Here is a 20,532-nt window from a genome sequence, read left to right on the forward strand (position 1 = left end):
TTACAGCACAAGTTCAACCGGACAATGGTCGGAGCCGTATATCTCGGTGTGGATGCTTGCAGATTTTATTTTTTCTGTCAGGCGGTTTGACACGACGAAGTAGTCGATACGCCAGCCTGCATTCTTTTCACGCGACTTGAAGCGGTAAGACCACCATGAGTAAATGCCTTCCTTGTCGGGATAGAAGTAGCGGAAAGTGTCTGTAAAGCCGCTTGCAAGCAGTTGGCTGAACTTGTCGCGCTCCTCGTCGGTAAATCCGGCGTTCTTTCTGTTTGTCTTCGGATTCTTCAGGTCGATTTCCTTATGAGCCACGTTCATGTCGCCGCACACTATTACGGGCTTCACCTTGTCGAGGCGCATGAGATATTCGCGGAAGTCATCTTCCCATTTCATTCTGTAGTCAAGCCTCTTCAGTCCGTCCTGAGAGTTTGGCGTATATACGGTTATCATGTAGAAATCTTCCATCTCGAGAGTTATTACGCGTCCTTCGTGGTCGTGCTCCTCTATTCCGAGTCCGTAGCTTACGCTCAGCGGCTTATGTTTAGTGAATATGGCTGTGCCGGAATAGCCTTTTTTCTCGGCATAGTTCCAGTAAGACTCATAGCCGTCAAACTTCAGGTCGAGCTGTCCTTCCTGCATCTTTGTTTCCTGAAGGCAGAAGAAGTCGGCGTCGAGCTGTTTGAATATGTCGCTGAAACCTTTTCCCTCACAGGCCCGCAGTCCGTTTACATTCCATGAAATTAGCTTCATAATGATGAGTGGTTTTATATGGGTTAAAAAAATAAAGGGCAGACTTTGTTAAATCTGCCCTCATTTATACTTTTATCGGTTTCTATGTAAAATTAGAATTTTGCCATCTTTATGGCATCAATTGCACACTCGTCACCCTTGTTGCCCAACTTTCCTCCGCTGCGGTCTTTAGCCTGTTGCAGGTCGTTGGTGGTGAGCAGTCCGTAGATTACCGGAATCTCGCTCTTGGCGTTAAGACGTGCAATGCCGTAGGTTACGCCCTGACAGATGTAGTCGAAGTGAGGAGTCTCGCCTCTGATAACGCTTCCGAGGATGATTATTGCGTCATATCCGCCGTTGAGCGTCATCTGGTGTGCGCCGTAGATAAGTTCGAAGCTTCCGGGAACTGTCTTTACGTGTATGTTTTCAGGCAGTGCTCCGTGTTTCTCTAGTGTCCTTACGGCACCTTCGAGCAGTGCTCCTGTTATTTCAGGATTCCATTCGGCAACGACGATGCCGAAACACATGTTGCTTGCGTCGGGTACTTTACCGTAGTCGTAGTCAGAAAGATTGTGCAGTGCGGTAGCCATTATTTTACAGAAACTCTTTCAATATATTTGTCAATATCCTGCGAAACGGCAGAGTTAAGATACTTTGTCTTTATATCCTGATAAATCTGCAGAGCTTCGCTCTTCTTGCCCTGACTCTCGAGAATCTCGCCGGCCTGGAGCAGGAATATAGGCGAAATGCTGTTGTTTGTGTTGTCGGCAGCTTCGCTGTCGGCCATGCTTGCAGCCTTCTTGAGATATTCAACGGCCTTGTCGAGCTGCTTAACGTGTGCGTAAGCATTGCCAAGTGCAGCTACGGCAGAGGGGCTTATCATCTGATCATCGGCAGGAGAGAACTTGTCGAGATATGTTACTGCGTCGTTCCATTTGTCGAGGTTTGCATAGCAGAGTCCTGCATAGAGGTTTGCCAGGTTGCCTGCATCTGTGCTGCTGTAGTCAGATGCGATGTTTACGAATCCGACATATCCGGCTCCGTCTCCCTTCAGCGCCTTGTCGTATTGCTGATTAGAGAAATACTCCTGACCTTTAGCCAGTGCTGTGCTTGCTTCCTGCTCTTTTGGGCCTGAAACATAGGTCTCATAGCAGATGATACCTGCTACAACAAGGATAATCGCCACGATGGCGATTGAGATTGTTTTCTTATGTCTCAAGAAAACAGCCTCTTTCTGGTTGAGGGCGTCGTTCATTGTGCCCTTCTGTTCATTAAGATTTGCCATTTATATTTATTTTTATAATTAGCGGTTTATAAAGCGTGGCAAAATTACGTAAATTATCTGGTATTGTGAAATTTATTACATACTTTTTTGTTTTTCATTGATAAATCGAGTAACTTTGCATGACAAAAGCAGCATTGGGCAATCGTAAATGTGTTATTGCCGGTATATGATTTTTATTGCTGTCCTCAAGTTGATAATTTGTCGGTAAATATGTTTTTAAAGAAGATATCCATAGTCAATTATAAGAACATCAGGGAGGCCACTCTCGACTTGTCGCCCAAGATGAACTGTTTCATAGGGCATAACGGCGAGGGAAAGACCAACATGCTTGATGCTGTATATTATATGTCGTTCTGCCGCAGCGCTTACACAACGAGCGACGCCAACGTGATACGCCACGGTGAGGATTTCTTCGTGTTAGATGCTGTTTATGTAAACGATTATGGCGATGAGGATTCTGTGTTTTGCGGCATGAAACGCGGCTCAAAAAAGCATTTTAAGCGTAATAAGAAAGAATATAAGAAACTGTCGATGCATCTAGGCATGATACCTCTGATATTTGTCTCGCCGTCGGACACGGTGATAATTGAGGGTGGGAGCGAAGAGAGACGCCGGCTTATGGATGTGGTTATTTCGCAGTATGACAATTCTTATATCGATGCACTTAACCGTTACAATAAGGCTCTGCAGCAGAGAAATACGCTGCTTAAGACAGAGGAAGGGCCTGACATTGAATTGTTGTCGCTGCTTGAGGAACAGATGGCTTTTTACGGAGAGACAATTTATAACAAGAGAAACGACTTTATAGCCGAGCTGACTCCTTTGTTTCAGACGTTTTACAGCCGTATCTCTCAGGATAAGGAAGAGGTTTCTTTGGGCTATGTGTCTCATTGTCAGCGAGGTCCGTTGCTTGATGTTATCCGTCGCGACCGCATGAAAGACCTTGCCGTGGGCTATTCTCTCCATGGTGTTCACCGCGATGACCTTGAAATGCTTATTGGCGGATATCCGATAAAGCGTGAGGGCAGCCAGGGACAAAACAAGACTTTTGTCATAGCCCTGAAGCTGGCTCAGTTTTATTTTCTTAAGCGCACTGGCTCAAAGACCACTCCGATACTGCTTCTTGACGATGTGTTCGACAAACTGGATGTACAGAGAGTGGAGCAGATAGTGAAGATTGTTGCGGGGGACGAGTTCGGACAGATTTTCCTGACAGACACCAACCGCGACCATCTTGACCGTATATTGAGCAGTTCGTCGCTTGATTACAGGCTCTTTTATGTTGATAACGGCGACATTATGCCAAAGGAGGTTGCCTATGTTTAAGCGTGATGTTCAGACTCTGGCGGATATCCTGCAGAAATGTTTGAGGCAGGACGGACTAGAAACGCCACTGCAGCAGAAGCGTCTCATCGACTCGTGGGATAAGGTTGTAGGTAAGGTTATTGCCGGATATACGGCAGAAAAGTTTATCAAGAACCAGACGTTGTTCGTCAAGATTCTTAATCCGGCGCTGCGTGCTGATCTTACGATGATGAGAGACAGACTTGTGAAGAATCTGAACATGGAGGTGGGCGCCAATATCATTGTTGACATAAAGTTCTTCTGATGTTTTTTCGCATGCCGCATTTCGGCATGTGTAGCGATGTGCTGATTGCTTTTAAAAAAACATAGCAGCAATCAGATTGCGCCATCATTTTGCAGCAAACCTATTCTTGCTTGTTAGAACTTTCGCGTATTTTTAGAATCATCGGTACGATTTCTTTGTAAATCTTTTTGTCGCCGCGGATGTTTCTCAGAAGCAAGTCGCATGCTTTTTCGCCTGTAAGATGCGCCTGGTCCATTATAGCCGAAAGCTTTGGTGTTACAAAGGCAGACGACTCTGCTTCGGTAAAGCCTATGATGGCTACGTCTTTCGGGATGTGCAGTCCGAGGGTCTTTATTGCGTCAAAGGCAGCATAGGTTATGATGTCGTTGAAGGCAAGGATAGCGTCGGGCCTGTCTTCGCGTTTTAGCAATTTCAGAGTTTCGTTTCGCGCACTTTCGTAGTCGATGTTGCCGTTGATGACAATAGAGCGGTCAATGGTGATGTTTCTTTCGCGCAGAGCCTCCAGGTAGCCGTGTTTGCGGCGCTTGACCATGTCGAGATGTGTTGGTCCGCCGATAAATGCGATGCGCTTGCTGCCGGTGTCGATAAGGTGGCGTGTAGCCTGAAGTGCGGCTTCATCTCCGTTTGACACGACAGATGAGAATATGTCAGGAAGGCAAGTGCGGGCAAAGAATACCAGCGGTATACCCATCTTGTTGATTTCAGTGAAGTGAGAATAGTCTACAGTATCCTGCGCCAGACATGCTATAATGCCTTCAACGTACATGCTGACAAAGTTGTCAATGGCTTTTTCTTCTCTAATATGGTCTTCATGGCTGTTGGCTGCCACAACGGCATATCCGGCCTTCGTTGCAAAATCTTCTATTCCGTCGAGTACGGCCGCATAATAATGTGTTACCAGATTCGGCACAACAACGCCTATTACTTTGGGCTTCTGTTGCCTCAGGCTTTGTGCGAATGGGTTAGGGCGGTAGTTGAGCTTCTTGGCAAGCTCTTGTACGCGAGTTCTCATTTCCTCACCTACTTCGTGGCTGTTTCTTAATGCGCGCGACACTGTCGCAATGCTGACTCCCAACTGTTCAGCCATTTCTTTTAAAGACGTTCTGCGTGCTGCCATTGCTACCTGTGTTTGTCGAATTGTTGAAGGAATAGTTAAATGATTATTGCAAATGTAATCAAAAAAATAAAATACGCAAACGTTTACGTAACTTTAATAAAAATCGCTCAAATAGCAATGGCTCATTGCCGGATTTATGGCATACTGAAGGTTATGCGTAGATGTAATGATGTTGCTGACAGCGGTGAAATATTGTTTTCAGGAGCACTATTGAAGCGTGCAGATTGATACCGGGATTTGCGCTTGCGGCACCGGTTGTGGGTATGACAGTTTCCTGATGTCCGGTCAGATGGTGAGTATATTGTTTCTCCCATTTGGGGCAGAATGTGTGAAAAAGCACAAACCCTTAAGCCGTTCTGTAGTTAGCTTAAGGGTTCGGGCTATGTCGAGACAATTTAATTTATACCTTTGTTGCAGATAAGGAGATTACATGGGCAGAAGCTCTTCGCCTTCAAGTTCACATGAAGTGAATCCCATTTCTTTTGCTTTTTCTTTGTTGAATGCAAAGTATGTGGCTTTACCTTCCGTGCATATCTCGCCTTTTGAGTTTTCGAGCGTAACCTCAATAGTTACCAGGTTGCGTCTTTGTTCGGCTATGTGCGCCCTCAGCGTGATTTGCGGTTCTGTTGTCATTACCGGCTTCTTGTATCTTATTTCGAGATGAGTGGTCATTCCGCTTGTCTGCAGTTTTCTGAAAATCACCCATCCGGCTATTTCGTCAATGAGCGTGCACAATATGCCTCCGTGCATGGTGTCTATCCATCCCTGATAGTGGGTCTGCGGTTTCCAGAAGCTTATTATGTCGTCGCCGTCTTCAAAAAACTCCATATGTACACCTATTGGATTGTCGGGGCTGCATCCAAAACAGTTGTATCCTTCCTTATCCATCCATGGATTTTTAATCTTTCTCATAGGCAATAAATTATTTATGGTTGTTATCTGATTTCTGTGTCACCATGTCTTAGAACGTAAGTCGCATCATAAGCCTTACGCCGTTCTTGGTCGCCGTAGGCAGATGGTTGTAGTTCAGACGGTGTACATACTGAATATGTATAATCTTGAATATATTGTGGATTCCGGCAATTAGCTCAATATACGGACGCTTGCTGTCCATTATGTATGAACCTTCCGGGAATTCCATTAACATACCGTCGCCTGCGTTTGCTGCCAGGGTAGGGTTGTTCTTGTCGGTAAGTGTGCCCCAAAGGCATTTTATGCCAAGCCACTCGCGCCACTTTAGTTTTTTGAGGAGCGGTATGCGGTTGAATATCTTTCCGTTCAAGTCCCACGATATGTCAAGGCTTGCGTATCTGTCGTTAAGGAACTCCATGTTGTTTATCAGGTTGAAAGTTTCGTCACTGATGATATACGACAGGTTGGCGGCCGGCATTATGAGCAGCGGGAACGGCACCTTGTTCCATTGTATGCCGCCTTTTGCCAGGATGTCAATCTTTCCCCAGCTGTTCAGCCACAGGCGCTTGTATATGCTTGCTTCGGTGAAGTTGTAGTCGTAGTCGCCTCCGAGGAAACCTTTTATACCTGTGGTGTGCGACAGTGTGAATACTGGTGCGTCGAGGTTTACGGGCAGACGGCGCTGCTTCGTATTTATGAATGTCTCACCCGGAGCATATCTCAGTTCAATGCGTGCCTCGGTTGTCCTGAATTTTCCCTGTCCGATCATGGCGTCTTCCATGCCGACCATAGACAAAGGCTTGAAGAAAAGGTCGCCGCAGGCTTCGTTCTCTTCTGCCTTCAGGCTTATGGTCGTTCTGAATCCCCATTCCTCTTCACGTTCGAACGAGAGTTGCTGGCGGTTGTAGAACATCATTTTTTCAACCTTAGTCCATTTCAGAGCCGTGAACACGTTATCCTTGTCGGTGTGCATGAATTTGTCTGAAGGTGAACATACGTCGTAAGTAGAAGTGAATGTCAGCGTGCGTTTAGGGAACTCTCGCGGAAGATATTCCTTCTTGTTAAACGAGTATGTCAGCTCGCCCTTGTAATAGTTCTTGCGACTGTCCCATCCGCGTGCATAATATCCTGACAGGAACCAGTGCGGGTTGAGGTTAGCCGTTGTCTGTGCGCTGATACGAGTGCGCACTCCGTCAATGAAGTTAGAACTTATCATCGTGTTGATAGGTCCTATGTCAACCTTGCTCGGATGATTCTGACTTCCTGTCTCGACAAAGTTCTCTATGAATGCCCTTACACCAAAGATGATATACTTGAAGGCTTTCTGCTGACTCAGGTTGTTGATGAATGCATCCATCGAACTTTCACTTTTTGTCAGCTCCACGCTTCGGTATTTGTCCCAGAAAGCTTCGTCGCGCATCATGGCATTAGACTCATGCAGTACTTTCGTCTTGCCTTTAAACAGCTTGTCGGGCAGTTCGTCAAAGGCATAGTCGCTCATTCGTGTTGTTCGTATGACTATGGCTTTGGTTAGGAACTTGGCTATCGACATTTCAACGAACATGTCGTCGGTTGTCAAAGCCCAGTCACCTTCGGGCAGGCGGGTGTATTCCTGTATAATCTGAAGATTGTCGACAAAGTTGACGTCGCTTTTCTTTGGAAGCGTCAGGTTGCATCGTTTTACGTGCAGCGTTGAGTCGGCCAGAATCCATATTTCGCCCCTGAATCCGAAGTCCTGCTGGTTGTTGGGCAGGAACTGCAGATGGAAACACTTGTCTCTGTCAACGTATACGGTGTCGACAATGTAGAAACGGTAAAATGATATGGCGTCCTTGCCGATAGGGCTGGTAAACGGATATTGCAGCAGACGGATCTGGTCGTCATACAGGTCTACGTCTGTGAATACGTCTTTTAGCACGTTGTTCAGGATGTCTCCTGTTTCAATCAGGTCGTTGACACCCGACGAACTTTGTCCCATTATTATCGACTTTTCGGTCTTAGGGTCTTTTCTGTATATGTTTCTTGTAACTGTCTCGTCGACAGACAACGGCAGAATGAGCTTATTGTTGTACGGACAGGTCTCAATCTGGTTAATCAGCCATTTTTTCTTTTTCAGTTTTTCGTTCTCAAGCTCGGTAGGCTTAATGTCGTTTATGGCGAACGTTATTTTCTGATATTTGTTAAACTGATAATAGTCGTGGTTGGCAAGGTCGGTGCGTTTCTTAGCCGCAATGACACGCTTCATCAGCTCTACTGCCGGATTGTTCTTACGGCTGTATTTGCTTCGCTTCGTCTTCACCGTTACGCCTTTCAGCTGCTTGGTGTCAGTCTTGAGCGTGATTTTCATTTCTGAAGGCGTGTTCGGGCCTATCAGAATGGTGAGTTCCTGATATCCAACGGCGCTGAACGTAAGTTTCTCACCGTTAAGACGCTTTATAGAGAAGCGTCCGTAGGCATTTCCCGACGTTGCAATCTTCTCTTTTTTATATTGCACGCTGGGAAACGGAATGGTGTCGCCGGTGGATTCTTCAACAACAACACCTGTTATTGTCTGTGCGCCTGCTGCCTGTGCCAGTATTAAAAGAAGTAATATCAGAATATTTTTCATTATATGATTTTCTGTTTATTTTGAACCGTTGTTGTTTTTAGCGTATGAAGGGTCCGGTGTCCTTTGCATTAAAGAATCTGACTCAGGTCGGTTATGATCTTGTCAGGTATGGTCTCATCATATTTTTCGTCGGTCCAGCCTTCGCCTTTGAACCATATAGTCTTGCATCCGGCTTTCTTGGCAGGTGTTATGTCCTTGTAGAAGCTGTCGCCTACTACGGTTGTGTCGGCGGGATTTAGCTTCAATGCCTCTACGCCGAGAGTGAATATGCGCGGGTCGGGTTTGCGTATGCCAACGACGGCCGACTCTATAATATTAAGAAACAGATTGTCGAGTCCGAACTCCTTAAGCACCACGCTGATGTTGCCGTAGAAGTTGCTCACGAGCACCATCGGATGATTCTCGTTTATGCGGGTCAGCACCTCGCGGCTGTGACTCGTCTCTCTCTTCACCTCTTCATAAAGGTCTTCGAGTATGGTCTTATGGCTTTTTACATATTCATCCTCTGACACGTTCCAGTAGCCTTCTGCCATGAGATATTCCATCTCTATGCGCAGTTTTGTGTCGAGCGTTTTGTGGAAAGTGTATTCAGGCTGAATTATGGGGTGTGAGCCTAACGTGCGTTCTGCATGAACGTATGCCTCGCGAAACTGTTCTTCAGTTACAGGTATGTTGTGGCGGCTGTAGGCATGCCATAGCACCTTGCCCCAGTGGCGGCCGGCTGTGTCGAGCGTGCCGCCGTAGTCGAAGATATATCCTTTTGTCATTGAATCTTTTTTGTTATTTTCTTGCATAGTGATTCATGCTTCTTGTGCATGTAGATATACAGAATGTTCATCAGCGTTATCTCTATGAGCATGTACACCCACGGGCAGCCGAGCAGACATGTAACGTAGATGCATATCGCACGCGTGTTGAAAGTCAGGATGTTGGTGTACTTCATCAGCGGACGGCTTCCCTCAAGAAACTCCTCTCTGATGTCGGCCGGCACCTGCGATGCGCTGCCGTATTTTTCTTTCATCACCTTTATCATTTTCAGGAAAGCAGGCGAACGTTTCTCCTGACTCTTGCAGTAGTTGGCGTAGTTGTAGTAGAACAGATGCTCGAACAAGGCTCCGCGCTTGGGCAGCGACTTGTATATCTTTATCTGACTTTCGTAAGTGTCGAGTTCGCTGCCTTCCTTGCCTTTAAGGAAGAACAGGTGTATCTGACGGTAATAGTCGGAAAGCGAGCTCTGAGGCGAATGGCACATCACTCCGGCTATGAAGGCAATGACCCATATCCACAGGCCCCATTGTATGTCAAGTCCGGGGATGGTCTGTCCCATCATGCGGTATGAAAGGGCTGCATATATCGCAAAGAACCACACGTCTCCTGAGAAGCCGTCGAGCACTCGGCCAAGAAGCGTCTTCTGTCCTGTAAGGCGTGCAAGCTGTCCGTCGGTTGAGTCGCAGAAGTTGGCAAACATAAGCAGCACGATGCCTGCAATGTTGTGCATTATGTCTGTGTATGAGAACATCCATCCGGCACCGACGCCCAAGAATATTGACAATATTGTTATCGTGTTAGGGTGGACGCCTAGCTTCTTCCACATCAGGGCGAACATTAGTCCGATGGGGCGCGTGAAGTGAACGTCGAGCCACTCTTCCGTATCTTGTGATTTCAGTGATGCGTTAAGCATCTCTTTAAAATTGCTCATAAGTTTCTTTCTGTTTTTTATAACGTTACATCTTTTTGCAGATTATCTCTGCCATGGCCTCGGCTGCCTCTTCGCGGCATCTTGAAAAGCTGGGCCAGTCGTTAAAGTCTATTATTGCATACGAGCCGTCCTCGCGCACAATGCAGTCGCCTCCGTATATGTCGATGTTTATCAGCGATGCTGCTTTCTCGGCGTCGGCCTTAAGGTGTGCGGTGTCAAACTCATAGTGGGCAGGCTTGCCGTTGACACGTTCGTCGCCGAATTTCGACACGCCGTCGTCGCCGGGATAATATGTCCTGAAAAAGTCGGTGTCTCTGACGCCGTAGAATTTCACGAGGTCGCCCTTGACGTGTGCGGTTACCACAATCTGCGTTATGCCTCTTGCCGCAAAAACGGCTATTTTGTTGTCTCTTTCTGTCTCGTCTGCTGCGAACACCACGTCGTCTTTGCTCTGTGCTGCTTCGTCGCCGCGCTTAATCCAGTAGCCGCTGTTGCCGGTGAGCGGTGCCACGGGTATGCCGTTGCTGCGCATCACGCTGTCTATGTTGGCTCTTGCGCATGCCCTTACGCCTTCGGGCGAGTTGATAACCGTTGTGCCTAGACGCTGCTGTTCCTCCAGAAAGTTTAGCGTAGAGCTGAGGCGTCCCATGGTAAGAATCATGTCAGCGTGTCCGCATTCGCCCAGTTGCTCCTCCTTTACGGCTGTTGTTTCGTGCCCTTTTGCCTGAAGTCTTGAGCATACGGCGTCCATTATGGCCTTGTCTTTTTCAACGGAGTTAGGTGAGAACTTTTCGGCACGGTATATAGCTATCACCTTCTTCATGACTCTCCGTTCAAAAACTTTTCAGCCTTGGCTATGTCGCCGGCATGGTCAATGTCGAGCACCTTGCTGAAGAGCCTTGCCTTCAGGCGGCATCCTGCTGCAACGAGCGCGCGCTGAAAGTTGCGCATGCGGCTGTCTCCGCGTTCTATACACTGCCGCAGGATGGTTATTGCTCCGGGGGTAAGTCCGTAGATTCCGCCGGAAATAAGCTTGCAGCCGTTCTGCTCGTCGAAGAATCCCGTTATATTCATGTCGCTGTCTGCTCCTACATACAGCGGCTTTTCGTCGTCGATAAAGTCGGTTACGCCCATCATTCCGTCGGCTGTTCCGTTCTCAACACATTTGTTGAACTCTTTGATGTATTGTGCAAATTCTTTTTCGTGGAATATAGTGTCTACCGTGGTCAGGCAGAACGGGCCGTCTTCAAGATATTTGCTTATTTCGTAGAAGCTGTGCATCGAGCTCGGCGTGCTCTTCACTATATATTCAAGCGGCACGGCTGTTCCGTTAAGACCTTTCTCCTTCAGCTCTGCCAGATGCTGGCTGACGGCAGTCATGTTGCTGTTGCATATTACGATTATTTGTTCCGCGTGGTTATCCATGAACACGCTAATCAGCCGGTCAATCAGGCAAACGCCGTTGACTTTGACCAGAGGTTTGGGGGCATTTACGCCCTCTTTTGCCAACCGTGAACCTTCGCCGGCGGCAATAATGGCATATTTCATAAAGATATCTTTTTACTCAATGAGTGCGCAAAGTTAGCCATTATTGGTGAAAGTAGAAAACTTTTTAGTGTATTTTTGTTTTTGCATAAAGGTTATAATTACAATATCTTAGCCGCATTTCCGCTCTGAATGTGCCTAAAATTAATGTGTTTGAATATCCTTGTTATTTTATCTGCATATCAGTGTCATTAATAAAATTTAATATGTCGGCAGGTCTGTTATTGTGGTTTGTGCCGTTCTGTAATGTCGTCAAGCGGCGGCAATGACGTTCGTTTATATATATTTATATAGGTGTGGCAGCACAGGTCGCAGCTGTATCAGCCTGCATTTCAGATAGTATATTCATCATTTGTGTCATGCACGGCATGGAGTGTGTGGTGACCTTATAGTATAAAGGATGGTTATGGATTGATGAGGTGCTTGTGCTCGCCGTACATCATGTTGCAATATGTCTGCCGGATAATCATAGCAAAGTGTCAGACGGATTATGTCTGAGTTTTTGTGTGAAATAGAAATGCTTTGTCGTTCATATCAGTGCTTTTGGTAAAGCATGTTTACAAAATGCGGCAAATGTTACGTTTCTTTTTGTAAAAGCATGCCTTTTATCGTTCCAAAAGCCACGTTTCTGACTTCAAAAGCAGTGAGTTTGCAGTGCATTTTGCTGCCTTTTATATGGATTTTATGTGATGATTTGTTGCACAGATTGCCAGAATTTGAACTAACACGCTGATTTAATATGCTTTACGTCTGCACACTATTTCTGCGCTATTTTCGGATAAATGATTTTAATTTTCAAATACCCTCGTTGTGCAACGTCGACAAAAATCATAATGAAAGCATATGGCGGCAGATGCTTTCATTATGATTTAGGTTAAAACTAATGTTGTTGAAAAAATATTAGGTCATGATGCCTGTATATAAAATATTTCGCTATCTTTGCCGTCGGCGGTAGTGCCCGTTTCTCTTTCTGTTATGTCATACGCCGATTGTTGGCACGTGTCTATTGGCAGACAGAGATGTGGTGCAAGCTAAAAACCTTTCGGTGTTTCGGCTCATTGCGAGTAAACATTGTTTGTTTTATTTGATATTAACCTCTAAAATTTTAAGGTAATGAGAAAAAATGTTATTCTTACGGTCATTGCGCTCATGATGTCTTTATCTTCGGTCATGGCTCAAGACAAGGTTTATCAGTTGTCGAGTCATATACTTGACATTAACACCGGTCGCCCTGCGCAGGGCGTAAAGATTGTGTTGTCTAAGCTGTCAGGTGAAAATAACTGGAGCGTCATGGAGGAAAGGACTACCGACGGGAACGGACGCGTTAAGGATTTTCTTGAGAAAAGGACAGGTGCAGACAACCGTGGCGTGTATAAACTTACATATTACGTTGCCCCGTATTTCGAGTCGCAGGCACAGGACACTTTCTATCCATTTATCGACGTGGTGTTCGAGATAAAGGACGATAGTCATTACCACGTGCCGATAACGCTTTCGCCTTACGGATATTCTACTTATCGGGGCAGCTGAACCCGGAGCAATCTGCGTCTTCATGCAGGTCTGTCTGCTGCTTGTCTTATGGCATTATGTGCAGATCTGATTGCCGCATATTGCTGATTAATGTTTTCTGCCGGTGTGTCTACGTCGTCCGGGTCTTGTTTCAGACAAGATGTTCCGACGATTAAGGGAGTAACACATCCGGCAGAAAACATTTTGGTAAATAATAATTCTTCAGTATTCAAGCACACATCCGCTCGGTGCTTATCTCACATTTACGCTCCCTGATCCGGTTACGCTCTCATCATGTTTATCCACCTTGCCTTGGATGTCGATAGAGCCCGAACCTGTTATTTTGCTTTTTGCATAGCCGATGTTGGCATTGTTAAGCTCTATTGAGCCCGATCCGGTTATGCTGCCGGTAACGTTTTTAATAGTTGCGTTGCTGATGCTTATCGAGCCTGAGCCAGGAATGCCCATGTTGCTTTGTGCCGTAGTGAGACTGTTTATTTCAATGCTTCCGCTGCCCACGACGCCTATTGACGATTCGTTGCATATTATGCTGTTGATAGAAATGTCTCCGCTTCCGGTTATCTTAAGTTTCAGCCTATCGGTGTCGATGCCCTCTTTGGCGCTGAAGTTGCCTGAGCCGAGAACAGACACGCCTCTTATGTTGGGCGAGGTTACATATACGTTGACATCCTTGCGCGGATTTCTTAGCAGTGACATCAGTGATATGCTTTTCGACTCTTCCTTGATGTGCAGCGTGTTGTCCTTGCTGTATATCTTCATCCGTTTTATGTCTTCCTCATTTCCTGATACTTTTACGGAAGTTTTGTTCCCTTGTATGAAGTAGACGTTGTTGCTTCCTTCAATGCTGATGTCGGTAAAGTCGTTCACGTTTATGTTTCTCTCTACATAATTTTCACTGTTTTTTACGGCATTCTCCGTCTTGCATGCCTGTAGCGCAATGGCCATCAACGGCAATAAAAGTAGTCTGATATTCATATTCTTCATATTTTTATTTTGTTCTTTATATCATAAAGACGTAACAGGAGCAGAAAAAGTTGCACGCTATCAGACTTTTTTTCAAGATTAATAAATATTCAGGCAAGTCTGACTATGAATCCCGTCGGACGTCGGTCAGTATGTTGTTCTGCTCACTCTGCATATTGATGCTGTTGTCAGTCTTTTAATTTCCTTGGTTGTCTTGCAGTCTGCTTTTATTTGCATAGGCAGTTATGCCGTTAAAGAAAGCAGGTGCTTGCCTGCCTGATGCAGCGTAAAGATACGGCAGGATGACAACGGCTGGTCAGGATAAAAACGAAAAAGGTTGGCTCAGGCCTTACGGCCGTTGCCAACCCCAGTTTAAACAGTTTTGATTATCTGAGAATATTATTATTGTCTTTCCTCAAGAAACTTTCTTGCGGCGCGCAGCTGATGGCGCATGATGCTGACAAACTCCTGGCTCTCCTGCAGAATATTAAGATAGAGCAGCGACACTTTCAGGTTTGTGCTGTTGTCCTGATACATGTGGTCTATCACATTCTTGCGCATTGCAGACAGCTCTTCCTTAAGTTCCTCTGCTATGGCGAGAGTCTCCTGATACAGGTCGTATCTGTTGGTCGAAATCATCTGCTCTGTGTGGTTCATCAGTTCGCTTATCTTGCGGCGCACGCTTTCAAGCTCGTTGAGATAAACCTTAGGCAGCGGGTTGAAGTTGTTGTCAACGTGCTCCTTTATCGGGTCGAGCATACGTTTCAGACAGTAGATAAACTGCTGGTTGCTGTTGGCTCCCAGATGGAACCATGTGTTGCGCTCGATAGCTATGTCTCCCGGTATGCGTCTCATTGCAAGAAGTTCCTTGCGGCGGAATTTCTTCAGCTGCGACTGCTCCTCTTTCAGTGCGCTTCCGCAGTGGCGCAGTTCGCGCAGGCTCTCGTTGCTGATGCCTTCAACTATGCGGTTGTACTGCTCGAGGGCAAATCTTGTTACGAAGCTCTGTGTGCGGGCAACATGCTTTGACAGCAGATCCCATACAATCTCTTTGTCCTTTGTGCGCATCATCAGCTGGAACACGTCGTCTTTCTTCTCCTCCTTCACTTTCTTTGCATAGTTGCGGTTGCTTCTCCAGAGCAGGTAGATGTCGAGGCACATGAAGGCAATCATTACGATGAATCCGCCGAAGTGCATCAGGGCACATACTATTGCGCAGACTGCAAAGGCAACGCCGGCTGTTACGAACCATCCGCCGATTACTGATATTACACCTGTTACACGGAACACGGCGCTCTCGCGGCTCCATGCGCGGTCGGCAAGTGAGCTACCCATGGCAACCATGAATGTAACGTATGTTGTTGAAAGAGGCAATTTATAGTTTGTACCAACTACGATGAGCAATGCCGCAAGCACCAGGTTGACAGCTGCACGCACCTCGTCGAATGCTGCGCCCTGAGCAAGTATCACTTCTTCTTTGTTGAATCTGCTGTCAATCCATTTGATGGCTTTGGCAGGTATTATCTTTGATACGGTTTCGCCGATGTCCTGTGTGGCTCTTACCATACTGCGTGCCACGCGTGATGATCCGAACATTTCGTCGCCCTCATCCTGACGGCTCAGGTCAACGCTGGTCTTAACCACGTTCTGTGCCTTCTTTGATGTGGCCATTGCTATGATCATTATGATTCCGGCAATAAGCAGATAGAGCAGGGGACTCTTGGCTGATGTCATGAGTGAGTCCATCATGAATGAGTCGTAGTTGCCGTGACCGTTGGCAAGGAAGTCGTTAAGAGAGTCGAGACCGGCAAGAGGCACACCGATGAAGTTTACAAGGTCGTTGCCTGCGAAAGCCATGGCAAGGGCGAATGTGCCGAGAAGCACAATCAGCTTGAACACGTTGATGCGCAGAAGATGGATTATCTCCATGAGTATTGTTGAGGCTATCAGTGTGATAATCATCAGCATTGATGTGTTCTCCTCAATCCATGTACGCGCTGTCTCAGCGATATACGGCGACTTGCCGATACCCTTGATAAGGATGAAGTATGTAAGTGTGGTGAACGCTATACCGCCGAATATGGCTATTGTGTAGCGCAGGTGTTTCTTGTAGTTGAATGTAAAGATCAGTCGTGAAATCCATTGCACGATAATTCCGAAGAAGAAGGCGATGGCCACCGACACGAATATGGCAATGATTACGCTCAGCGCCTTGTCGCTGTTAAGCAGGTCGTAGATGGTGAGTGACGGATCGGCATGCATCTTCAGCATAGCCAGGATGAATGTACCTCCGAGAAGCTCGAACACAAGCGATACTGTGGTTGACGTAGGCATACCGAGAGTGTTGAACACGTCGAGTATGATGACGTCAGTAACCATTACGGCCAGGAATATCGTCATTACTTCCTGAAAGGTGTAGTTCTCCGGCCTCATTATGCCATGGCGTGCCACGTCCATCATTCCGGCGCTCATCACGGCTCCGATAAGTACACCGACGGAGGCAACTATCAGCACCGTACGGTATTTGGCTACCTTGGCGCCAATGGCCGAGTTTAAAAAGTTAACCGCGTCGTTGCTGACGCCAACAAACAGGTCGAAGACTGCAAGCAAAAGCAGAAATGCGACAATTAAAAAATAAATTTCTGTCATAAACTGTAATTTGTTATGAGTGATTCCGTTTTATTTCACGCTGCAAAAGTAGAAAATACGTGTTACAGCGGTTTTAAACAGATGTTTCATTTATGTTACAATTATGACATTGCGCACTTTTTTGGTCGTATTATATAATAAGGTATACCTTTGTGTTTTGTGGCGGCAGCGTTGTGTTATATTGATTTTTTGCAGGTTAAGGTGATAAGAGTTCCGAATAGCACTGTGCCTGTGATAACGGCATAAGGGCCGGCATGGGTGAGTCTTTTTGCGTTATGAGTCAGACCGCTTGACCATGCCGGCCCTTATGCGCCGATGTTGCAGACGTAGTATTACACCCTCTGCTCGGTGTTGTTCAGTTTCAGCATGTTTTCGGGCACGCTGCTTTTTATTGTATCTATGAGCATGTTGAGCACGGCATGCCTTACGAAGCTCTTTGTCGTCATCATGATAATCTCTCTTGTCGGTATGGGGATGGCGAAGGGGCGTATCAGTTCTCGCTGCCTGTCGGAAAGCTGCGGCAGGGCAAGTTCGGGTATGAAAGTTATGCCCTTGCCGTTCTCAACCATGCGCATGAATGTCTCTATGCTCCCCAGGCTATATGTTGTCTTGCTTGTGCGTGCCTCCTTAAGGTCGCAGAATTTTACCAGCTGGTCGCGGAAGCAGTGTCCCTCGTCAAGCAGCCATATAAATTCGTTGTTAAGGTCGGCCGTGCGTATGCTCTTTTTCTCAAACAGCCTGTCCTCGCGCGACACGTATGCAATGAACTGCTCGTAGAAAAGTGTGGTAGATGCAAAATGTTCCATGTTGTCCAGCCTTACCAATATGGCCGCATCTATTTCGGCCCTTGCGAGGGCTCTTTTTATTTCTTCGGTCTTCATCTCTATGACCTTTAGCTCCATCTCTGGATGCTGCGATGTAAGCTGAGGAAAGAAGCGCGGCAGCAGATAAGGCGCTATGGTGGGCAGTATGCCTATCCTGAATGTTCCGCCAAGAGCCTGCTTGGCCTCAGCAACAATGTCTTTTATCTTTCTTGCGCGTATCAGCACCTTCCACGACTGCTCTATTACTCTCTGTCCTATTTCGGTAGGAGTAACGGGCTGTGCCGTGCGGTCGAATATCTTTATGCCCAGCTCGTCTTCAAGCTTTTGTATCATGGAGCTAAGTGTGGGTTGCGTTACTTTGCAGTATTCGGCTGCCTTGGCAAAGTGGCGCAGTCTGTAGACGGCCACGATATATTCCATTTGTTGTAGTGTCATGTTGCTGTTGCTTTTTGTCTTCAGGTCGCAAACATACACATAAATTCTGAAAAGATAAATTTTTGAACAGAATATTTTTGTGTTGTCATCATTTGTGGGTATGCCGTTTTGTATGTTCCGCTGCCGCATGCGGCTTAGTCCCTGCAGCAGCATGTTTTGCCCTGTTTCAGGCAGGTGTAGCTCCATGTCTGTATGTGCCTTATGGGGCCGTTATAGGTTTTTTCTATCATGCAATAGAAAAAATCTGTTTGCTTTGTTTTGTGTCGCAAGCTATCTTTGCATTGTCAAAACGACATAGAGCTGAAATTTAATAATAACAATTTAAAAAACTTATAGAAATATGGAACCAATTATCAATGCACAGATGCCTGAGTTCAAGGTACAGGCTTTTCAGAATGGAAGTTTCAAGACAGTTAGCAACGAGGATTTGAAAGGCAAGTGGGCTTTATTCTTCTTCTATCCTGCCGACTTCACTTTTGTTTGTCCTACCGAGCTCGTTGACCTCGCAGGCAAGTATGAACAGCTGAAGCAGATGGGCGTGGAGGTGTTCTCTGTCAGCACTGATACACATTTTGTCCACAAGGCATGGCACGATGCTTCTGACAGCATAAAGAAGATTGAATATGCAATGCTTGCCGACCCCACAGGCGTGCTCTGCCGCGGATTCGGTGTGATGAAAGAAGATGAAGGCGTGGCTTATCGCGGAACATTCCTCGTGAACCCGGAAGGACTTATAAAGATTGCAGAGATACAAGATAACAGCATAGGCCGTAATGCCGACGAGCTCTTGCGCAAGGTTGAGGCTGCACAGTTTGTGGCAACACACGACGGCGAGGTTTGTCCGGCTAAATGGAAGGCTGGCAGCGAAACACTGAAACCCAGCATAGACTTGGTTGGTAAGATTTAGTCTTTATTGTTCGGCCGGATTTTCTGATATGACATGTCAACGAATCCGGCCTTTCTTGACTTTTACGGACAGCATTTTTTAATTTATAGAAAAAACAGAACGGGTATGTTGGATAAAGGTATATTAGATCAGGTTAAATCGCTTTTTGGCGGACTGAAGTCTGAAATAGGAATTAAGGCCGTTTGTGGCGCTGCGCATACAAAGGCAGAGGAGTTTGGCGACTTCTTGAAGGATTTCTGCTCATGTTCAGACAAGCTGAAGCTTGAACTGACCGTAGAGGATAGTCTCAGACTTGAGTTTACATTATATAAAGACGGCGCCGACACAGGCATCGTGTTCCGTGGCATCCCCGGCGGACATGAGTTCTCATCGCTGCTGCTTGCAGTTCTCAATGCCGACGGACAGGGAAAGAACATGCCCGACGATATTGTTGCGCGCCGCATCAGAGCCATCGGTGGTGATATAAAGCTGCGCACTTATGTCTCGCTTACATGTACCAACTGTCCTGACGTGGTTCAGGCGCTGAATGTTGTGGCACTGCTCAATCCGTCGGTGAGTCATGAAGTTATCGACGGGGCACTGTGGCAGGACGAGGTTGAGCGTCTCGGCATACAGGGCGTACCGTCTGTTTATGCCGGCGACGAGCTTATCCATGTAGGCCGCGGCGACTTGTCGGCATTGCTGTCTAAACTTGAAGAAAAATTCGGCACTGCTCAGACTGCCGACAGCTTCGAGCCTGTTGAGCGAAGCTATGACGTTGTAGTTGTTGGCGGAGGACCAGCCGGTGCGTCTGCCGCAATCTATTCGGCTCGCAAGGGACTCCGTGTAGCCGTTGTAGGCGAGCGTGTCGGCGGTCAGGTTAAAGACACTGTCGGGATAGAGAACCTTATCTCGGTGCCTCACACCACGGGCGACAAGCTGGCATCCGACCTGATGAGCCATCTCGGACATTATGCCATTGACGTGTTTGAAAACAGAACGGTGGTGAAAGCCGAACTGGGCGGTAAGCAGAAGTATATCCATGCGGCAGGAGGCGAGAGCTTTGTTTCGCCGGCAGTGATAATAGCAACAGGTGCAAGCTGGCGCAGACTGGGCGTAGAAGGTGAGGCCGACTATATCGGCCGCGGAGTGGCTTTCTGTCCTCATTGCGACGGTCCGTTCTATAAAGGCCGGCATGTGGCAGTCATCGGCGGAGGCAATTCGGGCATAGAGGCAGCCATAGACCTTGCCGGAATATGTTCAAAGGTAACCGTACTTGAGTTTGCAGATGAGTTGCGTGCCGACACTGTGCTTCAGGATAAGGCCAGGAGCCTTGACAATGTTGAGATATTCACGTCGATGCAGACAATGAGAGTGATTGGCGACGGCAAGAAGGTGACGGCCATTGAGGTGAAAGACCGCAAGACCGAAGAGGTGAAGACCGTGGAGCTCGACGGCATATTTGTGCAGATAGGACTGGCAGCAAACAGCAAGTCGTTTGAAGGTCAGCTGGAACTTACGCCGCGGAAGGAGATAAAGACAGATGCTTATTGCAGAACCTCTATAGCAGGCGTGTATGCTGCCGGCGACGTTACCGACGTGCCTTACAAGCAGATTATAATTGCGATGGGCGAGGGTGCCAAGGCTGCCCTTTCTGCTTTCGACGATAGGGTGAGAGGACTGATATGATGCCTGAGTGCGGTTTAGTTCAATAGGTAATAATCACATATTTTCATTTTAT

The 20,532-nt window shown here is 46.8% G+C and carries 19 protein-coding genes; 6 read left to right on the forward strand and 13 right to left on the reverse strand.

What is annotated here, in order from left to right:
- The 3 genes from ACU52_RS07230 to ACU52_RS07240 all read right to left on the reverse strand — a co-directional run bounded on the left by ACU52_RS07230 (position 1) and on the right by ACU52_RS07240 (position 2,014).
- Positions 1-753, reverse strand: coding sequence for an exodeoxyribonuclease III (locus tag ACU52_RS07230; RefSeq protein WP_193391575.1), 753 nt, complete (start codon positions 751-753; stop codon positions 1-3).
- Positions 754-842: 89 nt separating this feature from the next.
- Entirely contained in the window at positions 843-1,319 is a 477-nt protein-coding gene (ribH, locus tag ACU52_RS07235; protein ID WP_021854716.1) for a 6,7-dimethyl-8-ribityllumazine synthase, read from the reverse strand.
- Complete coding sequence (locus ACU52_RS07240; protein ID WP_021854717.1) at positions 1,319-2,014, reverse strand: tetratricopeptide repeat protein; 696 nt, start codon at positions 2,012-2,014, stop codon at positions 1,319-1,321. The genes ribH and ACU52_RS07240 overlap by 1 nt, the downstream gene beginning before the upstream one ends.
- Positions 2,015-2,224: 210 nt before the next feature.
- Here ACU52_RS07240 and recF point away from each other — a divergent pair, with 210 nt between their 5' ends.
- Together recF and ACU52_RS07250 are read left to right on the forward strand one after the other, a co-directional pair.
- Positions 2,225-3,340, forward strand: a complete 1,116-nt coding sequence (recF, locus tag ACU52_RS07245) for a DNA replication/repair protein RecF (protein ID WP_053398300.1) — start codon at positions 2,225-2,227, stop codon at positions 3,338-3,340.
- Complete coding sequence (locus ACU52_RS07250; protein ID WP_021854719.1) at positions 3,333-3,623, forward strand: DciA family protein; 291 nt, start codon at positions 3,333-3,335, stop codon at positions 3,621-3,623. Before recF ends, ACU52_RS07250 begins: the two co-directional genes overlap by 8 nt.
- Positions 3,624-3,723: 100 nt before the next feature.
- On the opposite strand, the gene ACU52_RS07255 is transcribed toward ACU52_RS07250, so the two are convergent.
- Positions 3,724-4,740, reverse strand: a complete 1,017-nt coding sequence (locus tag ACU52_RS07255) for a LacI family DNA-binding transcriptional regulator (protein WP_021854720.1) — start codon at positions 4,738-4,740, stop codon at positions 3,724-3,726.
- A 39-nt stretch (positions 4,741-4,779) separates the two neighbouring features.
- Between ACU52_RS07255 and ACU52_RS07260 the strand changes: the two genes are divergently transcribed.
- Positions 4,780-4,968: a hypothetical protein gene (locus tag ACU52_RS07260; RefSeq protein ID WP_053398301.1), complete on the forward strand. Its 189-nt coding sequence runs from the start codon at positions 4,780-4,782 to the stop codon at positions 4,966-4,968.
- Positions 4,969-5,166: 198 nt separating this feature from the next.
- On the opposite strand, the gene ACU52_RS07265 is transcribed toward ACU52_RS07260, so the two are convergent.
- The 6 genes from ACU52_RS07265 to ACU52_RS07290 all read right to left on the reverse strand — a co-directional run bounded on the left by ACU52_RS07265 (position 5,167) and on the right by ACU52_RS07290 (position 11,507).
- Positions 5,167-5,652 (reverse strand): PaaI family thioesterase, encoded by a 486-nt coding sequence (locus tag ACU52_RS07265; RefSeq protein WP_053398302.1) that lies wholly within the window; start codon positions 5,650-5,652, stop codon positions 5,167-5,169.
- A 49-nt stretch (positions 5,653-5,701) separates the two neighbouring features.
- The gene (locus ACU52_RS07270) at positions 5,702-8,260 is read right to left on the reverse strand and encodes a DUF5686 family protein (RefSeq protein WP_053398303.1); all 2,559 of its coding nucleotides are present in this window, start codon (positions 8,258-8,260) and stop codon (positions 5,702-5,704) included.
- 68 nt (positions 8,261-8,328) lie between these two features.
- Positions 8,329-9,027, reverse strand: coding sequence for an HAD family hydrolase (locus tag ACU52_RS07275; RefSeq protein ID WP_021854724.1), 699 nt, complete (start codon positions 9,025-9,027; stop codon positions 8,329-8,331).
- Complete coding sequence (locus ACU52_RS07280; protein ID WP_053398304.1) at positions 9,024-9,959, reverse strand: CDP-alcohol phosphatidyltransferase family protein; 936 nt, start codon at positions 9,957-9,959, stop codon at positions 9,024-9,026. The genes ACU52_RS07275 and ACU52_RS07280 overlap by 4 nt, the downstream gene beginning before the upstream one ends.
- Positions 9,960-9,984: 25 nt before the next feature.
- Entirely contained in the window at positions 9,985-10,782 is a 798-nt protein-coding gene (locus tag ACU52_RS07285) for an ATP-grasp domain-containing protein (RefSeq protein ID WP_053398305.1), read from the reverse strand.
- Positions 10,779-11,507 carry a sugar phosphate nucleotidyltransferase gene (locus ACU52_RS07290; protein ID WP_053398306.1) on the reverse strand — a complete coding sequence of 243 codons (729 nt, stop codon included), beginning with the start codon at positions 11,505-11,507 and terminating at the stop codon, positions 10,779-10,781. The genes ACU52_RS07285 and ACU52_RS07290 overlap by 4 nt, the downstream gene beginning before the upstream one ends.
- 1,110 nt (positions 11,508-12,617) lie before the next feature.
- On the opposite strand from ACU52_RS07290, the gene uraH reads away from it, so the two are divergent.
- On the forward strand, positions 12,618-13,034 hold the full coding sequence (gene uraH, locus ACU52_RS07295) for a hydroxyisourate hydrolase (RefSeq protein ID WP_053398307.1): 417 nt from the start codon (positions 12,618-12,620) through the stop codon (positions 13,032-13,034).
- A 231-nt stretch (positions 13,035-13,265) separates the two neighbouring features.
- Here the strand turns inward: uraH and ACU52_RS07300 are convergent, their stop codons facing one another.
- From ACU52_RS07300 to ACU52_RS07310, 3 genes are all read right to left on the reverse strand, one after another.
- Positions 13,266-14,009, reverse strand: coding sequence for a head GIN domain-containing protein (locus ACU52_RS07300; protein WP_162207755.1), 744 nt, complete (start codon positions 14,007-14,009; stop codon positions 13,266-13,268).
- Between the two features lie 390 nt (positions 14,010-14,399).
- On the reverse strand, positions 14,400-16,646 hold the full coding sequence (locus tag ACU52_RS07305; RefSeq protein WP_053398309.1) for an inorganic phosphate transporter: 2,247 nt from the start codon (positions 16,644-16,646) through the stop codon (positions 14,400-14,402).
- A 332-nt stretch (positions 16,647-16,978) separates the two neighbouring features.
- A complete protein-coding gene (locus tag ACU52_RS07310; RefSeq protein ID WP_053398315.1) occupies positions 16,979-17,905 on the reverse strand; it encodes a hydrogen peroxide-inducible genes activator in 927 nt (308 codons plus the stop codon).
- A 340-nt stretch (positions 17,906-18,245) separates the two neighbouring features.
- Between ACU52_RS07310 and ahpC the strand changes: the two genes are divergently transcribed.
- Entirely contained in the window at positions 18,246-18,812 is a 567-nt protein-coding gene (gene ahpC, locus ACU52_RS07315) for an alkyl hydroperoxide reductase subunit C (RefSeq protein ID WP_021854734.1), read from the forward strand.
- 105 nt (positions 18,813-18,917) lie between these two features.
- Positions 18,918-20,480 carry an alkyl hydroperoxide reductase subunit F gene (gene ahpF, locus ACU52_RS07320; protein WP_053398310.1) on the forward strand — a complete coding sequence of 521 codons (1,563 nt, stop codon included), beginning with the start codon at positions 18,918-18,920 and terminating at the stop codon, positions 20,478-20,480.
- Positions 20,481-20,532 lie beyond the last annotated feature (52 nt).

Source organism: Xylanibacter rarus, from assembly GCF_001275135.1.
Taxonomy (GTDB): domain Bacteria; phylum Bacteroidota; class Bacteroidia; order Bacteroidales; family Bacteroidaceae; genus Prevotella; species Prevotella rara.

Bases quoted from the DNA above. Each gene is read 5' to 3' on its own strand.
- ribH (WP_021854716.1), bottom strand. From the start codon at position 1,319: ATGGCTACCGCACTGCACAATCTTTCTGACTACGACTACGGTAAAGTA.
- ACU52_RS07240 (WP_021854717.1), bottom strand. From the start codon at position 2,014: ATGGCAAATCTTAATGAACAGAAGGGCACAATGAACGACGCCCTCAAC.
- recF (WP_053398300.1), top strand. From the start codon at position 2,225: ATGTTTTTAAAGAAGATATCCATAGTCAATTATAAGAACATCAGGGAG.
- ACU52_RS07250 (WP_021854719.1), top strand. From the start codon at position 3,333: ATGTTTAAGCGTGATGTTCAGACTCTGGCGGATATCCTGCAGAAATGT.
- ACU52_RS07255 (WP_021854720.1), bottom strand. From the start codon at position 4,740: ATGGCAGCACGCAGAACGTCTTTAAAAGAAATGGCTGAACAGTTGGGA.
- ACU52_RS07260 (WP_053398301.1), top strand. From the start codon at position 4,780: ATGATTATTGCAAATGTAATCAAAAAAATAAAATACGCAAACGTTTAC.
- ACU52_RS07265 (WP_053398302.1), bottom strand. From the start codon at position 5,652: ATGAGAAAGATTAAAAATCCATGGATGGATAAGGAAGGATACAACTGT.
- ACU52_RS07270 (WP_053398303.1), bottom strand. From the start codon at position 8,260: ATGAAAAATATTCTGATATTACTTCTTTTAATACTGGCACAGGCAGCA.
- ACU52_RS07275 (WP_021854724.1), bottom strand. From the start codon at position 9,027: ATGACAAAAGGATATATCTTCGACTACGGCGGCACGCTCGACACAGCC.
- ACU52_RS07280 (WP_053398304.1), bottom strand. From the start codon at position 9,959: ATGAGCAATTTTAAAGAGATGCTTAACGCATCACTGAAATCACAAGAT.
- ACU52_RS07285 (WP_053398305.1), bottom strand. From the start codon at position 10,782: ATGAAGAAGGTGATAGCTATATACCGTGCCGAAAAGTTCTCACCTAAC.
- ACU52_RS07290 (WP_053398306.1), bottom strand. From the start codon at position 11,507: ATGAAATATGCCATTATTGCCGCCGGCGAAGGTTCACGGTTGGCAAAA.
- uraH (WP_053398307.1), top strand. From the start codon at position 12,618: ATGAGAAAAAATGTTATTCTTACGGTCATTGCGCTCATGATGTCTTTA.
- ACU52_RS07300 (WP_162207755.1), bottom strand. From the start codon at position 14,009: ATGAATATCAGACTACTTTTATTGCCGTTGATGGCCATTGCGCTACAG.
- ACU52_RS07305 (WP_053398309.1), bottom strand. From the start codon at position 16,646: ATGACAGAAATTTATTTTTTAATTGTCGCATTTCTGCTTTTGCTTGCA.
- ACU52_RS07310 (WP_053398315.1), bottom strand. From the start codon at position 17,905: ATGACACTACAACAAATGGAATATATCGTGGCCGTCTACAGACTGCGC.
- ahpC (WP_021854734.1), top strand. From the start codon at position 18,246: ATGGAACCAATTATCAATGCACAGATGCCTGAGTTCAAGGTACAGGCT.
- ahpF (WP_053398310.1), top strand. From the start codon at position 18,918: ATGTTGGATAAAGGTATATTAGATCAGGTTAAATCGCTTTTTGGCGGA.